Annotated in this window: 15 protein-coding genes; 3 read left to right on the top strand and 12 right to left on the bottom strand. The window is 69.0% G+C overall.

Annotated elements, in window-relative coordinates:
- Position 1: 1 nt before the first annotated feature.
- From A4F85_RS20025 to pyrF, 4 genes are all read right to left on the bottom strand, one after another.
- Entirely contained in the window at positions 2-979 is a 978-nt protein-coding gene (locus A4F85_RS20025; RefSeq protein WP_063327537.1) for a succinylglutamate desuccinylase/aspartoacylase domain-containing protein, read from the bottom strand.
- Between the two features lie 7 nt (positions 980-986).
- Positions 987-1,970, bottom strand: a complete 984-nt coding sequence (locus A4F85_RS20020) for a Bug family tripartite tricarboxylate transporter substrate binding protein (RefSeq protein ID WP_043825320.1) — start codon at positions 1,968-1,970, stop codon at positions 987-989.
- Positions 1,971-2,125: 155 nt separating this feature from the next.
- The gene (locus A4F85_RS20015) at positions 2,126-3,031 is read right to left on the bottom strand and encodes a LysR family transcriptional regulator (RefSeq protein WP_012202755.1); all 906 of its coding nucleotides are present in this window, start codon (positions 3,029-3,031) and stop codon (positions 2,126-2,128) included.
- Positions 3,032-3,051: 20 nt separating this feature from the next.
- Positions 3,052-3,879 carry an orotidine-5'-phosphate decarboxylase gene (gene pyrF / locus A4F85_RS20010; RefSeq protein WP_012202756.1) on the bottom strand — a complete coding sequence of 276 codons (828 nt, stop codon included), beginning with the start codon at positions 3,877-3,879 and terminating at the stop codon, positions 3,052-3,054.
- 88 nt (positions 3,880-3,967) lie between these two features.
- Between pyrF and A4F85_RS20005 the strand changes: the two genes are divergently transcribed.
- The gene (locus A4F85_RS20005; protein ID WP_063327536.1) at positions 3,968-4,849 is read left to right on the top strand and encodes a DMT family transporter; all 882 of its coding nucleotides are present in this window, start codon (positions 3,968-3,970) and stop codon (positions 4,847-4,849) included.
- Positions 4,850-4,923: 74 nt separating this feature from the next.
- Here A4F85_RS20005 and A4F85_RS20000 read toward each other — a convergent pair whose 3' ends face one another.
- The 8 genes from A4F85_RS20000 to def form a co-directional block, all read right to left on the bottom strand.
- Positions 4,924-5,523 (bottom strand): FlgO family outer membrane protein, encoded by a 600-nt coding sequence (locus A4F85_RS20000; RefSeq protein WP_012202758.1) that lies wholly within the window; start codon positions 5,521-5,523, stop codon positions 4,924-4,926.
- A complete protein-coding gene (locus A4F85_RS19995; protein WP_012202759.1) occupies positions 5,520-6,059 on the bottom strand; it encodes a hypothetical protein in 540 nt (179 codons plus the stop codon). Before A4F85_RS19995 ends, A4F85_RS20000 begins: the two co-directional genes overlap by 4 nt.
- Before the next feature lie 119 nt (positions 6,060-6,178).
- Positions 6,179-7,372, bottom strand: a complete 1,194-nt coding sequence (locus A4F85_RS19990; protein WP_043783159.1) for a phosphoglycerate kinase — start codon at positions 7,370-7,372, stop codon at positions 6,179-6,181.
- Between the two features lie 192 nt (positions 7,373-7,564).
- Entirely contained in the window at positions 7,565-7,900 is a 336-nt protein-coding gene (locus A4F85_RS19985; RefSeq protein ID WP_012202761.1) for an AzlD domain-containing protein, read from the bottom strand.
- Entirely contained in the window at positions 7,900-8,763 is an 864-nt protein-coding gene (locus tag A4F85_RS19980; protein ID WP_017407703.1) for an AzlC family ABC transporter permease, read from the bottom strand. The genes A4F85_RS19985 and A4F85_RS19980 overlap by 1 nt, the downstream gene beginning before the upstream one ends.
- A complete protein-coding gene (gene fmt / locus A4F85_RS19975; protein WP_063327535.1) occupies positions 8,760-9,743 on the bottom strand; it encodes a methionyl-tRNA formyltransferase in 984 nt (327 codons plus the stop codon). The genes A4F85_RS19980 and fmt overlap by 4 nt, the downstream gene beginning before the upstream one ends.
- 35 nt (positions 9,744-9,778) lie before the next feature.
- The gene (locus A4F85_RS19970; RefSeq protein WP_063327534.1) at positions 9,779-10,318 is read right to left on the bottom strand and encodes a hypothetical protein; all 540 of its coding nucleotides are present in this window, start codon (positions 10,316-10,318) and stop codon (positions 9,779-9,781) included.
- Positions 10,315-10,827 (bottom strand): peptide deformylase, encoded by a 513-nt coding sequence (def, locus tag A4F85_RS19965; RefSeq protein ID WP_063327533.1) that lies wholly within the window; start codon positions 10,825-10,827, stop codon positions 10,315-10,317. The genes A4F85_RS19970 and def overlap by 4 nt, the downstream gene beginning before the upstream one ends.
- 199 nt (positions 10,828-11,026) lie before the next feature.
- Between def and A4F85_RS19960 the strand changes: the two genes are divergently transcribed.
- Together A4F85_RS19960 and dprA are read left to right on the top strand one after the other, a co-directional pair.
- Positions 11,027-12,232, top strand: coding sequence for a LysM peptidoglycan-binding domain-containing protein (locus A4F85_RS19960; protein ID WP_063327532.1), 1,206 nt, complete (start codon positions 11,027-11,029; stop codon positions 12,230-12,232).
- Between the two features lie 25 nt (positions 12,233-12,257).
- The gene (dprA, locus tag A4F85_RS19955) at positions 12,258-13,475 is read left to right on the top strand and encodes a DNA-processing protein DprA (protein WP_063327531.1); all 1,218 of its coding nucleotides are present in this window, start codon (positions 12,258-12,260) and stop codon (positions 13,473-13,475) included.
- The last annotated feature ends 102 nt before the right edge of the window (positions 13,476-13,577 follow it).

The raw sequence follows: 13,577 nt of genomic DNA, 5'->3' as shown, positions 1-13,577 counted from the left end.
CTCAGAGCGGCGAGCGCCTGGCGAAGCGCACCACGGTCACGCCCGCACGCGCCTGGCGCACCGAGGGCATGACCAGCACGCAGTCGCCATAGGGCGTGATCACCGGCTCGCCATCGTTGTCGCCGATCACCGTGCCGGCCTTCTCGAAGCGCTCCAGCCCCGTGAACGGCGCCGAGAAGCGAAAGCCGCTGCTCTTGGCCACCACGGGCGCCGTGACTTCCAGCGCCCACTGGGCCGGTGCGTCGGCCTGCTTCCAGCCGGGCAGGGCGGCGTGCAACGCGCTGTTGTCGAAGATGGCGGCCACTTCGAGGAAACGCAGGCACTGGTCGTGCGCCACGTCGCGGCTGGCCAGATCGCCGTGGAAGCCGCATTCGATCAGCAGCGAGCGCGAGTCGCCGGCCTCGGCGTCGGGCAGGCCGAAGCGACCGTAGTCGCGCAGCCGCGTGCCGTCCTTGTGACCGGCATCCACGACGATGTTCGCCGGCGCGCCCATCTGGCGTGCCAGATCGCGGTTGCGCGGCTGCATGCCGGTCAACAGCAGCGGGGCCGAGGGCTCGTGCATGGAATGCAGGTCCAGCAGCCAGTCGGCCTGCTGCACGAAGGGGCGCAGAGCGGCGGCGCGGCGGCGTTCGCGGGTGTTGCCCTCGTCGATGCGTGCGTCTATCCACTGGCGGTTCATGTCCTCGTCCACGAAGCGCGAGGCATCGTGGCTGGCCGCGTCGAAGCGGTCGAAGGCATCGAGGTTGGCCAGCACCAGGGTCAGGCGGCCGCTGTCCAGCGCCAGGCCGTTGTTCAGGGCCTTAAGCAGCCCGGACACGGCCCAGGCGCCGCAGATCTCGTTGCCGTGCACCAGCGCGGAAATCATCACGTGGCGGCCCGGGCGTCCCGAGTCGAATTGCCACACGCCCTCGGTACCGGTATTGCCCGCGCGCCAGGCGCTCAGGTCGGGCAGGGGAAGGTCAAATTGCAAAGCGTCCATGGCTGGCTCAGTTCTCGATGTGGGCAAACTGGACGATCTTGGTGTACTTGGCGATCTCGGCGTTGATGTACTTGCCGGCATCGGTCTTGGGATCGGCCACCACCGAGCCTGCCTCTTCCATCTTCTTGCGGAACTCGGGCGAGGCCATGGTCTCGTCCAGCGCCTTCTTGACCTTGGCGGCCACGGGTGCGGGCAGGCCCTTGGGCGCCATCAGCGCGAACCAGACGTTGATGTCCACGTTCTTGTACTGGGGCAGCTCGGACAGGGCCGGGATGTCGGGCGTGATGGCCGAGCGCTTGGCCTCCGTCGTGCCCAGGGCGATGACCTTGCCCGCGCGGATCTGGGGCAGGCCCGAGGACAGCACGAACATGCCGAATTCGATGTTGTTGCCCACCAGGTCCGTGGTCAGGGGCGCCACGCCGCGGTAGGGGATGTGGGTCATGTGCAGCTTGCCCTGCTCCTTGATCATTTCACCGGCCAGGTGCAGTGCCGTGCCCACGCCCGAGCTGCCGTAGCTGAACTTGCCCGGGTTCTTGGCCACCAGGGCGCTGAACTCGGCGGCTGTCTTGACGCCGGCCTTCTGCGAGGCCACCAGCACCATGGGCTGGGAGCCGATCATGCCGATGGGCGTGAAGTCGCCGATGGAGTACTTGATGCTCTTGTTGATCAGCCGCGCGATGGCCAGCTCGTTGTTGGCACCCACGAACAGCGTGTAGCCGTCGGGCGTGGCCTTGACGGCCTTTTGCGCCCCGATGGCGCCGCCGGCGCCGCCCAGGTTCTCCACCACCACGGGCTGGCCCAGGCGCGAGGCCAGGCCATCGGCCACGAAGCGGCCCACCAGGTCGGTGCTGCCGCCGGCGGGGTAGCCCACGATCATGGTGATGGCACGGTTGGGGTAGCTGGCGGCGTCGTCGGCCAAGGCGCTGCCGGTGGCGGCGATCAGCAGGCCGCAGGCCAGGGCGGTGCGGCGCAGGAGGGAGTTGCTGGGCATGGGGTTATTCCTGAAATGTATGAGATTGATTGTGCGAAGGACTACCCAGGCATTTGGTGCTGATTCGGCACGAGGCGGAGCCATTGCAGCACCAAAACCTGCTTGTTCCACAGCGCGGTGCGGGTTTGCACCAGGAGGGCGCATGCATGCACCCGTCAGGCGCCCGTGATGTCGCTCCAGAACTGCTCGGCAGCAGGACCCAGGTGGCGCTTGGGACGGTACAGGCGCACGTCGAAGTGCACTTCCAGGCCCGGGTCGCCGGCCACGGCCAGGCGGCCGGCCTGGCAGTCGCCGCGCACCATGGACCACGGCATCCAGGCCAGGCCCAGGCCGCGCAGCACGTATTCGTAGTGGGCGTCGGCCGAGTCGCAGTCCACGCAGCGGCGCAGGCGCGGCGCCAGCGGATGCCGGGCCAGGTGGTCTTCCACCAGGCGGCCCAGGGCCATGCTGTGGGAGAAGGCCAGGTAGGGCACGGGAGCGACGGGCTGGTGGCTGGCCGACAGCTCGTACAGCGGGCGGCCCTGGGCATCGGCGCGGGCCACGGGCACCAGCCTGTCCTGCATCACCGTCAGGTAGCTGAACTGGCGGCCGTCCAGGCGCACGCCAATGGCGGCGTGGTGATAGACCAGCGTGAAGCTGACTTCGCCGCGCTGCAGCATGGCCACGGTCTCGTCCAGCGTGCGCGTGACCACGCGCAGCTCGGCCGTCTGCAGCACGCTGCCGTGGCGCGTCAGCCAGTCGGCCACGATGGTGCGCGCCAGTGTGCGCCCCGTGGCCAGGGTGATCACGCGGGCCTGGCGCCCGGCCACGGCCTGCAGTTCATCGTGCGACTGGGCCAGCGTGCGCACCAGTTGCTCGGCCGTGTCGCGGAAGGCTTCGCCGGCCGGCGTCAGCCGCACGGGGCCGCCGCCGGGCTCGACCAGGGGCGTGCCGGCCCAGGCCTCCAGCGCGCGGATGCGCCGCCCGAAGGCCGGATGGGTGACATGGCGCAGCTCGGCCGCGCGCGTGAAGCTGCGCTCCTGGGCCAGCAGCAGGAAGTCTTCCAGCCATTTGCCTTGCATGGCCGGGCTTCCCTGCCGTCTCAGGCGGCGGCTGCGTCTTGCAGCGTCTGGCGCGTGGCCTGGGCGGCGGTGCGCGCGGCGGCAGCGAAGTCGTCGCCCTGCGATGCATAGAGCACCGCACGCGAGGAATTGATGATGATGGGGCCGCCGCCGATGCGCGCCGCCTTGACCGTGGCCACGGCATCGCCCCCCTGGGCGCCCACGCCGGGAATCAGCAGCGGCAGCGAGGGCGCGAATTCACGCACGCGCTCGATTTCCTGCGGGCGCGTGGCGCCCACCACCAGGCCGAGCTGGCCGTTGGTGTTCCAGGGGCCTTGCGCCAGGCGCGCCACGTGCTCGAACAGGTGGGGCTGGCCCGGCAGGTCGGCCAGGCGCTGGGCCTGCAGGTCGTCGCCGCCGGGGTTGGAGGTGCGGCACAGCAGGAAGGCGCCCTTGCCCTCGTACTGCAGGTAGGGCGTGATGGAGTCGAAGCCCATGAAGGGCGACAGGGTCACGGCGTCGGCGCCGTAGCGCTCGAAGGCTTCCTTGGCGTATTGCTCGGCCGTGGAGCCGATGTCGCCGCGCTTGGCGTCCAGGATGATGGGCACATGGGGCGCGACGGCGCGCATGTGGGCCATGAGCTTTTCCAGCTGGTCTTCGGCGCGGTGTGCCGCGAAGTAGGCGATCTGGGGCTTGAAGGAGTTCACCAGGTCGGCCGTGGCGTCGACGATGGCGGCGCAGAAGTCGTAGATTTTGCTTGCATCGCCGCGCATGGCCGCAGGAAAGCGGCTGGGTTCGGGGTCCAGGCCCACGCACAGCATGGATTGGTTCTGGGCGGTGGCATTGCGCAGCATGTCGAGAAAGGTCATGGGGCGCGATTTTAGCGATCGGCCCTTCCCGGGGCCTGTCGCCGGGCATCCAGCGGGCCTGGCGGCCCGGGGGCACAATCGGCGGCCTATGCCTGCCTTCACCGCCCGACAAATTCTTTTGCTGATCGCGCTGACCCTGATCTGGGGCGTCAACTGGCCGGTGATGAAGCTGGGCGTGCAGCATTTCCCGCCGCTGAGTTTCCGCATGGCCTCGATGTGGGTGGGGCTGCCCATCCTGGCGGCCTTCGTGGTCTGGCGCCGCCTGCCGCTGGCCGTGCCGCGCGCCTATTGGCCCCGGCTGGCGCAGCTGACGCTGTTCAACATGGTGCTGTGGAACAGCCTGATCATCATTGCCATCCCCATGCTCTCCAGCGGGCGGGCGGCCATCCTGGGCTACACCATGCCCATCTTCTCGGCCGTGCTGGGCAGCCTGTTCTTCCATGACCGGCTGGCGCCGCGTGCCTGGGCGGGTGTGGCGGCGGCCTTGACGGGCGTGCTCCTGCTGCTGTGGCACGAGGTCGGTGCCCTGGGCAGCCGCCCCATCGGCGTGGGCCTGATGCTGGCCGCCGCGCTGAGCTGGGCCTTCGGCACGCAGAAGCTGCGCCGCGCCGAGGTGCCCGTGCCCCTGCTGACGATGACGCTGTGGATGGTGGCGCTGACCGCGCTGACGCTCACGGTGCTGGCCTTCGTCTTCGAGCGCCACCTGTGGCACTGGCCCGACGCCCAGGCCACGGGTGCCATCGTCTTCAACGGTGTGCTGGTGCTGGGCTTTGGCCAGACGGTCTGGTTCTTCCTGGCGCGCAGCCTGCCGCCCGTGGCGTCCACGCTGAGCGTGATGATGATCCCCGTGCTGGGCGTGTTCAGCGGCGCCTGGTGGCTGGACGAGGTGCTGCACTGGCAGGACTGGACGGCCGTGGCGCTGATGGTGGTGGCCATCGCCTCGGTGCTGTGGCCGGCGCGCGGCCGCTGAGGGCAAGCAGGCGAAGGTCGGGAGAAGAAGACGCAGCCTGACTGCGCACACGGGCGCAGTCAGGCCGCAGGGCCTCAGCGTTGCGCCGTGGCCGGGGCGCCCAGCAGGCGCTGGATGTCGATGTTGTTGGGCAGCGCGTAGTCGTGGCTGCGCACGATGCGGCTGTCGTCGGTGCGAACCAGCTTCAGGCTCACATAGGTGTACTTGGCAGCCGCCGAGTACGTGCCCACCAGGACCAGGGCCGCATTGTGGTTGCGGGCGATGTCCTTGATCTCGCGCGACAGCAGCAGCTCGCCCGTGCCTTCCTTGACGTACACATCGCCGCGCAGCTTCAGCTCCTTGACGTTGTAGCCCTTGGCGGACAGCTGGGAGGCGTACAGCTCGCTGAGCGTGCGGCCCAGCGGGGCCGAGCGCGTCAGGTCGTTGACGTTGACCACGGTGGCTACGAGCACGGGCGCCTCACCCAGTTCCTCGGTGTTCAGGCCCTTGACCAGCTCGTCCACGGCAGCGCGGCTGCTGGCGATGAAGGGGTTGGCTGCGGCCGACTGGTAGGTGGGTTCGCCGCGGCGCGCGGCCGACGATTCGGGCGTGGTCGCGGGAGCGGGCACGGCGCAGGCGGACAGCAGGGCCGCGGCAGCCAGCGCGGCCGGCAGGAGGGGCGTGCGCAGCGTCATTGGCCCACCACCTTCAGGTTCTTGGCGGGGAATTCGGGGCGCTCGTCCTCGGCCGTGAACAGCACGGCGTCGCTCTTTTCGAGGTAGTAGACGTCGGTCTTGCGCGCCAGGTACTGGTTGTTGCGCACCACCGTCGTCGTCAGCACGAGTTCGGGGTTGGGCAGGCGCTTGCCGTGGCGCACGACCTGGGCGCCGTAGCTCACCTGCAGCTGGGCCTGGGCCGGCTGCTGCATGACGGTCACGCCGCTTTGCACGAGCTTGGTGATGATCAGCTCACGAAAGCCTTTGTCGAACTGGCTGGGCTCGGCCGGCAGGGCCACATGGACCGGCGTGGTGCGCTCGATGCCGGTCTTTTGCAGTGTTTCCAGCGTCTTGGCGACGACATCGTTGGCCACGGAGTCCCAGTGGCCGGCAGCGCCGATCTTGGGCTGGGCCGTGGCTTCGAAGTAGCTGGTCATCGGTGCATTGACGCAGCCCGCCAGGGCCAGGCAGAGGCCCGCCAGGGCCAGGCCGCCAGCGGATTTGAACGATCGCATGGATTTCTCCTCGGTGCGGGGCGCGCTGCGGCGGATTGCTGCAGCTGCGCAAAGTGTCGATTGTGGCTTCGCCGCGAGGCACTGACAAGAAAGTGCCCCGTATCCGGATGTTGCCGTGCTCAGCCGTTGGCGCGCTTTTGCAGGATCTCGAAGGCGGGCAGGGTCTTGCCTTCCAGCACCTCCAGGAAGGCGCCGCCGCCCGTGGAGATGTAGCCGACCTTGTCCTCGATGCCGTACTTGGCGATGGCGGCCAGGGTGTCGCCGCCACCGGCGATGCTGAAGGCGTCGGACTCGGCAATCGCCTGGGCCACGACCTTGGTGCCGTTGGCGAACTGGTCGAACTCGAACACGCCCATGGGGCCGTTCCAGACGATGGTGCCAGCCTTGCGCAGTTGCTCGGCCAGGCGGGCGGCGGTCTCGGGGCCGATGTCCAGGATCATGTCGTCGTCAGCCACTTCGGTGGCCTTCTTGACGGTGGCGGGCGCGTCAGCCGCAAAGGTCTTGGAGACCACCACGTCGGTGGGAATCGGCACCTCGGCGCCGCGTGCGGCCATGGCGTCGATCACGGCGCGGGCCTCGCCGACCAGGTCGGCCTCGGCCAGGCTCTTGCCGATGTTCAGGCCCGCGGCCAGCATGAAGGTGTTGGCAATGCCGCCGCCCACGATGAGCTGGTCCACGTTCTTGGCCAGCGACTGCAGGATGGTCAGCTTGGTCGACACCTTGGAGCCGGCCACGATGGCGGCCAGCGGGCGGCGCGGGTTGGCCAGGGCCTTTGTGATGGCGTCGATCTCGGCCGACAGCAGGGGGCCCGCGCAGGCAATGGGCGCGAACTGGGCGATGCCGTAGGTGGTTCCCTCGGCACGGTGGGCGGTGCCGAAGGCGTCGTGCACGAAGATGTCGCACAGCGCGGCCAGCTTGCGGGCCAGTTCTTCCTTGTTCTTCTTCTCGCCCACGTTCACGCGGCAGTTCTCCAGCAGAACGACCTGGCCGGGCGCCACCTGCACGCCGTCCACCCAGTCGGCGACCAGGGGCACTTCGCGGCCCAGCAGCTCGCCCAGGCGGCGGGCCACGGGCGCCAGCGAATCGGCGGGCTTGAACTCGCCTTCGGTGGGGCGGCCCAGGTGGCTGGTCACCATCACGGCGGCGCCGGCCTTCAGTGCCATCTCGATGGCGGGCACGGAGGCGCGCACGCGCGTGTCCTCGGTGATCTCGCCGGCATCGTTCAGGGGCACGTTGAGGTCGGCGCGGATGAAGACGCGCTGGCCCTGGGCCTTGCCCTGGGCGCACAGATCGGAGAAACGGAGAATGTTCATGACGGCGGCGTTGCGATCGGTGGCGATCGCCATGGAATTGAAACGAAAAAGAGGTAAAGCGCGGCCATTGTAGGCGGCGTGCCCGCCCCGGCAGTGGGCGGGCACGCCGGCGATCCGGGGCATCGGGAGCGCCTGTAATCCGGTTTCAGCCGGGGAGCCGGGCGCTCTCGGCCGCTCTCGCCCGCGCTGCGCCTACCAGCCCAGGCCGATATGCAGTGGCAGATAGACCGCCATGCCAAGCGCAATCGTTCCCATGATGCTGCGCTTGTAAAAAAAATACATGACCGCGCAAGCCAGGGCCGGCAGGCGCGCATCGACCACGGTGGAGATCAGCCGGCCGTTGGTCATCACGATCTCGGGCGCAATCACGGCCGCCAGGGCCGCCAGCGGCGCGTACTTGAGGCCGCGCTTGAGCCATTGCGGCAGGGGCACTTCGCGCTCGGGAATCAGGAAGAAGGCGCGTGTGAACAGCGTGATGGCCGCCAGGCCCACGCAGGCCAGCCAGGGCCACAGCCAGGACAGATCCATCAGAGCGTTTCCTTTTCCTTGGTTTGCACGGGCCGGGCGTCTTCGTCCAGCGGCAGCCGGGCATGGCGCTCGCCATGGGCTGTATCGGGCGGGAGAATCACCGGGCCTGACTCCCCTTTTTCAGGCGCCTGCAGTGCGCGCAGGCGCTGCTGCAGCGTTTCCGCCAGCAGGCCTGCGGCCACGGCTGCAGCGATGGCCACGAGGATATTGAGCTTGAGCGGCAGCGCAAAGGCCGCCACGGCCGCGCTGGCCGCAACCACGCCTGCCACCCAGGTGGCACGGTCGTTGAGCATGGACAGCAGCACGCCCATCAGGGCCAGCACGCCCGCAAAGCCCAGTCCCCAGGACAGGGGCACCTGGTCGGCCAGCAGGATGCCCAGCGTGGACGGGATCTGCCAGGCCAGCCAGTTGGTCGAGGCGGCACCCCAGAAATAGGGCAGCTGCTCGGGCTGGGGCCGGGCATCGGGGTAGCGTTTCATGAAGCCCACGAAGATCACGTCGCCGCTGAAATAGGCGATGGCCAGGCGGTGGCGCAGGCGCAGGTGGGCAAAGTAGCTGCGCCACATGCTGCTGAGGATGACGAAGCGCAGGTTCACGCAGATGGCCGTGAACCAGACCACCCACATGGGCGCGCCCACGGCCATCAGCGGCAGCACGGCCAGCTGGGCACTGCCGGCATAGACCAGCAGGCCCATGAACAGCGCCAGGGGCAAGGACATGCCGCTCTTGATCATGGCCACGCCCGTGACCAGGCCCCAGGCGCCTATGCCCAGCGCCGTGCCCGACATGTCGCGCACGCCGGTCATGAAGGCGGGATCGCGCGCAATGCCGCGTGCGCGCTCCACCAGGGGCTGCAGGTTCATGGCGTGCCGCCGCTGGCAGCACCGTCCAGAACGGCTCCTTCAGGCAGATCGAAGCCGCGCAGGAAATCGCCCGCCGCCAGCCGCTTGCCGCCCGCGCGCTGCAGCAGCGTCATGCACAGCACGCCATGGCCGCAGGCCACGCGCACGCCGTCGGCGCCTGCGGACAGCACGGTGCCGGGGGCTGCCGTCGCCACGGCGATGGCGGGGTCGGCGTGAGCCTCCCAGACCTTGATGGCTTCATCGCCGTACTGCGTGGCGCCGCCCGGGAAGGGGTTGAAGGCGCGCAGGCGCCGGGCAATGGCCTCGGCATCCTGGCGCCAGTCGATCTGGCTTTCGGCCTTTTCGATCTTGTGCGCGTAGTTCACGCCCTCGGCGGGCTGGGGCGTGCGCGGCAGGCCGCCGCAGGCGCTCATCTCCAGCGCCTCGACGATGAGGCGCCCGCCCAGGTCGGCCAGCTTGTCGTGCAGGCTGGCCGTGGTGTCGTCGGCGGTGATGGGCAGGCGCTCGATCAGGCACATATCGCCCGTGTCCAGGCCCGCATCCATCTGCATGATGGTGACGCCGGTCTCGGCATCGCCGGCCTCGATGGCGCGGTGGATGGGGGCGGCGCCGCGCCAGCGCGGCAGCAGGCTGGCGTGGATGTTCAGGCAGCCGTGCGGGGGCGTATCGAGCACCCACTGCGGCAGGATCAGCCCGTAGGCGGCCACGACCATGACATCGGCCTGAGCCGCTTCGATGGCGGCGCGGGCGGCGGCGGCCTCTTCGGGGTATTTGCCGTCCAGGCGCAGGCTGCGCGGCTGGGCCACGGCAATGCCATGCTCCAGAGCGCACTGCTTGACGGGCGAGGCCTGCAGCTTCATGCCGCGCCCGGCGGGACGGTCGGGCTGGGTCAGCACCAGGGGGACGGTAAAGCCCGCGGCGAGCAGGCGTTCAAGGGCAACGCGCGCGAACTCGGGCGTGCCGGCAAAAATGACTCTCATGCAATCCAGTAGGGACAGTGGGACGGTGTGCAGGCTCAGCGACGGTCGTCGTCGTTGAACACTTCGTCGGTGAACATCACGCGGCGCACCACGCCGGCGGGGTCGATATGCACATGGGCCTGGCGGCGAATGCCATTTTCCAGAATACGGTAGGTCCAGATGTCGCCGTTGAAACTGTAGACCCTCTCGATCAGCGCAGGCGGGCCGAAGAGCTGACGCACGCTTTCGCGGGTGTCCTCGCCATTGCGCAGGGCGTGGAAGCGTTCGATGGTGAGCGCCTGCTCCACGCGCACCAGGCGCTGGCTGGCGTCGAAATCCATGTGGTAGACCTGCTGGCCCGCAGGCTGCCGGCTGTAGACCAGGCGCGTGCCGCCACCGTCCAGCGGCAGGCTCAGGGTCGGGCGGCCCATGGAGCGCTCGATCTCGGAGCGCGGCGTGCCGGGCTTTTGCCACTCGGGCACGGCGCAGCCGGCAAGCAGCAGGGACAAGGCCAGGGCAAGCAGCGCCCAGGCAACGAGGCCCGCGCCGTCCATCTTCCAGCGCGGCATGAAGCGAAGCGCTGGCAGGTGGGTCATGCGCGTTCTGCCTGTTTCTGCTGCTTGAGCAGCTTGGTCTTGATGCGGTTGCGCTTGAGCGGCGACAGGTACTCGACGAAGACCTTGCCCATCAGGTGGTCCATCTCGTGCTGGATGCAGATGGCCTTGAAGCCTTCGGCCTCGATGATGCGTTCGTTGCCGTTCTCGTCCAGCGCCTTGACCTTGATGGCGGTGGAGCGCTCGACGCCGTCGTAGATGCCGGGCACCGACAGGCAGCCTTCTTCGCCCAGCTGCGTTTCCTCGCTGGCCCAGAGCAGCTCCGGGTTGATCAGCGCAAAGGGCTCGTCACGGCCTTCGGAGACATCGACCACGACCACGCGCTCGTGCACGTTCACCTGGGTGGCTGCCAGGCCCACGCCCTGGGCGTCATACATGGTGGCGTACATATCATGGACCAGCTGGCGAATGCGGTCATCGACCTTGGCAACCGGCTTGGCGACGGTGTGCAGGCGGGGGTCGGGATAGCAAAGAATGGGCAGAATGGACATGGCGTGGTCGGTGAATGTCGTTATTTTCGCCACTTTTCTGCCTGGGCGCAGCGGGACGACGCAATAAGCGTTGCCCTCTCATGGCCTTGCACGCAGAATCTTTGCTGATTTGTAAGACCTGTATGGCCGTTCATGACAAGATCGGCCGTGCCGCAGTGCCTAGGAGGGACGCTGCGTCAGCCACAAGAAGAGGAATTCCATGACTGCATTCGCCACAGCTCGTACCTGGACTGTCGCAACGGCCCTGATCGCTGCGTTCGCAGCGGCCCACGCGCAGCAGCTTCCGGTGACGGCATCGCAGCGCTCGGCCGCCCAGCAGGTGGCCCAGCAGGGCGTTCCCGTGGGCGAGCTGGCGCCCGATGCGCCCGACAGCTACACCGTCAAGCGCGGCGACACGCTGTGGGGCATCTCCGGCATGTACCTGCGCCGTCCCTGGCGCTGGCCCGAGCTGTGGGGCATGAACATGCAGGCCATCGCCAATCCCCACCTCATCTATCCGGGCCAGGTGCTGTACCTGGACAAGCGTGATGGCTATGCCCGCCTGAGCACGGCGCGGCCCATGGGCGACGGCGGCGAGCCCGGTGTGGTGCGCGTGTCTCCGAGCACGCGCAGCGAGTCGCTGGCGCAGGCGGCCCTGCCCACGCTGCAGCCCCATCTGATCGAGCCCTTCCTGGCCGAGCCGCTGGTGGTCGATGCCGAAACGCTGCTGCGCGCACCCCGCCTCATCGCCACCACGGACGAGCGCGTGCTCATGGCCAGCGGTGACCGCGCCTATGCACGCGGCACGGCCGAGGCGCCGCTGCGCAAGGGCGACGGCCTGCCGCGCCAGTACCGTGTCTTCCGCGATGCGGTGGCGCTCAAGGACCCCATCTCCGGTGAGGTGCTGGGCTACGAGGCCAAGTACCTGGGCCTGGCCGATCTCATCGAGGGCGAGACCTCGCTGGAGATCGTGGACAGCAAGGGCGAAAAGCACGAGCAGGCCTCTCCCGCCACGGTGGACCTGTCGCGCGCCAAGACAGAGATGCGTGCTGGCGACCGCCTGCTGCCCGCACCGGAACGAACCTACATGAACTATGCGCCGCATGCGCCGCAGGCTGCCGTGAAGGCCCATGTGGTGTCGCTGTACGGCGACCAGGCCGTGCGCTGGGCGGCCAACAACCAGGTCATTGCCATCAACAAGGGCACGCAGGACGGCATGGACGTGGGCACGGTGCTGGAGCTGAGCCGCCGTGGCGCGCGTATCGTGGACAAGACGGGCGACAAGAAGGAGCAGGTGCAGCTGCCCGATGAACGCAATGGCCATGCCATGGTGTTCCGCACCTTCGATCGCGTCTCCTACGCGCTGATCCTGGAGGCGCGGCGCGGCGTCGAGGTGGGCGACAGCCTGACCTCGCCGGCTCCCTGAGCCCCAGCGGCCTGCCGGCAACGCCATGGCGGCCGCCTTGCAGTCCACCGACCGGCTCGCTCCCGAGGAGCTGTCCGCCTGGCTTCGGCTGCTGCTGACGCCCGGCGTGGGCCGCACCACGGCGCGGCGCCTGCTGGCGGCCTGCGGTGGTGCGCAGAATATCTGGAGCGGCCCTCCAGCCGCCTGGCACGGCCTGGTGACGGCGGCGCAGGCCCATTCGCTGCAGACCGTGCCCCAGCGCCTGGAGCAGCTTGTGGCGGCCACGGCGCAATGGCTGGACCAGCCCGCTTCCGGGCAGTTGCATGCCGTGCTTGCGCTGGGCCATCCCCAGTATCCGCAGGCGCTGCTGCAGACCGAAGATCCGCCGCTGCTGCTGCATGTGCAGGGCAGCGAGCGCTGCATGACAGGTTCTGGTCCCTGGTTCCCCTATCCACAGTCCCTGGCCATGGTCGGCAGCCGCGGGCCGACGGTCCAGGGCGCGGCCAATGCGCGTGCCATGGCGCAGGCGCTGGCCGAGGCCGGCCTGTGCATCGTCTCCGGACTGGCGCAGGGCGTGGATGGCGCTGCCCATGAGGGCGCACTGCGCGCGGTGCTGCGCACCGGCGCCCAGGCGGCGCCCGTCACCATTGCCGTCGTGGGCACGGGCCTGGACCAGGTCTATCCACGGCGCCACATCGGCTTGGCCCGCGAAGTGGCCAGCCATGGGCTGATCGTCAGCGAGTATCCGCTGGGCACCGGCCCCATGGCCGCGCACTTTCCGCAGCGCAACCGCATCATTGCGGGCCTGTCGCAGGGCACGCTGGTGGTCGAGGCGGCCCTGCAATCGGGCTCGCTGATCACGGCCAGGCTGGCCAGCGAACAGGGCCGCGAGGTCTTTGCCATCCCCGGCTCCATCCACGCGCCCCAGTCGCGCGGCTGCCATGCGCTGCTGCGCCAGGGCGCCAAGCTCGTGGAAACGGCGCAGGACGTGCTCGATGAGCTGCAGGGCACGGCCGTGCGCCTGCCGATTGCCAAGCCCGTACCGGCAGCAGCGGCGGCAGCGGCAGCTGTCCAGTCCGCACAGGACCATGAGAACGACGCCACCCTGCGCGCCCTGGCCCACGACCCGCTGTCGCTGGACGAGCTCATGGACCGCACAGGCATGGATGCCGCAGCCCTGCAGGCCCACCTGCTGGAGCTGGAACTGGAAGGCCGCGTGGAGCGCCTGCCCGGCGGCCTGTTCCAGCGCCTGGCCCAGGCCTGAGCTCAAAAACTGGCGCGTCCCCAAGCGGGAGATGCCGAGCAAGAGCCGCCTCGCGGTGGGGGCGCCTAGCCGATGGCATCGTCCCCCTCCCCCGCGAAGCGG

This window comes from Delftia sp. GW456-R20 (assembly GCF_001622915.1).
Classification (GTDB): domain Bacteria; phylum Pseudomonadota; class Gammaproteobacteria; order Burkholderiales; family Burkholderiaceae_C; genus Comamonas; species Comamonas acidovorans.
Note: the sequence above shows the minus strand (reverse complement) of the source record. Positions and strands in the feature narration are given on the sequence as shown.

What these genes read in the sequence shown, in the direction of transcription:
- A4F85_RS19990 (WP_043783159.1), bottom strand. Translation starts at nt 7,372, where the DNA reads ATGAACATTCTCCGTTTCTCCGATCTGTGCGCCCAGGGCAAGGCCCAG.
- A4F85_RS19970 (WP_063327534.1), bottom strand. Translation starts at nt 10,318, where the DNA reads ATGACCCACCTGCCAGCGCTTCGCTTCATGCCGCGCTGGAAGATGGAC.
- dprA (WP_063327531.1), top strand. Translation starts at nt 12,258, where the DNA reads ATGGCGGCCGCCTTGCAGTCCACCGACCGGCTCGCTCCCGAGGAGCTG.
- fmt (WP_063327535.1), bottom strand. Translation starts at nt 9,743, where the DNA reads ATGAGAGTCATTTTTGCCGGCACGCCCGAGTTCGCGCGCGTTGCCCTT.
- A4F85_RS20005 (WP_063327536.1), top strand. Translation starts at nt 3,968, where the DNA reads ATGCCTGCCTTCACCGCCCGACAAATTCTTTTGCTGATCGCGCTGACC.
- A4F85_RS19995 (WP_012202759.1), bottom strand. Translation starts at nt 6,059, where the DNA reads ATGCGATCGTTCAAATCCGCTGGCGGCCTGGCCCTGGCGGGCCTCTGC.
- pyrF (WP_012202756.1), bottom strand. Translation starts at nt 3,879, where the DNA reads ATGACCTTTCTCGACATGCTGCGCAATGCCACCGCCCAGAACCAATCC.
- def (WP_063327533.1), bottom strand. Translation starts at nt 10,827, where the DNA reads ATGTCCATTCTGCCCATTCTTTGCTATCCCGACCCCCGCCTGCACACC.
- A4F85_RS20000 (WP_012202758.1), bottom strand. Translation starts at nt 5,523, where the DNA reads ATGACGCTGCGCACGCCCCTCCTGCCGGCCGCGCTGGCTGCCGCGGCC.
- A4F85_RS19980 (WP_017407703.1), bottom strand. Translation starts at nt 8,763, where the DNA reads ATGAACCTGCAGCCCCTGGTGGAGCGCGCACGCGGCATTGCGCGCGAT.
- A4F85_RS20020 (WP_043825320.1), bottom strand. Translation starts at nt 1,970, where the DNA reads ATGCCCAGCAACTCCCTCCTGCGCCGCACCGCCCTGGCCTGCGGCCTG.
- A4F85_RS20015 (WP_012202755.1), bottom strand. Translation starts at nt 3,031, where the DNA reads ATGCAAGGCAAATGGCTGGAAGACTTCCTGCTGCTGGCCCAGGAGCGC.
- A4F85_RS20025 (WP_063327537.1), bottom strand. Translation starts at nt 979, where the DNA reads ATGGACGCTTTGCAATTTGACCTTCCCCTGCCCGACCTGAGCGCCTGG.
- A4F85_RS19960 (WP_063327532.1), top strand. Translation starts at nt 11,027, where the DNA reads ATGACTGCATTCGCCACAGCTCGTACCTGGACTGTCGCAACGGCCCTG.
- A4F85_RS19985 (WP_012202761.1), bottom strand. Translation starts at nt 7,900, where the DNA reads ATGGATCTGTCCTGGCTGTGGCCCTGGCTGGCCTGCGTGGGCCTGGCG.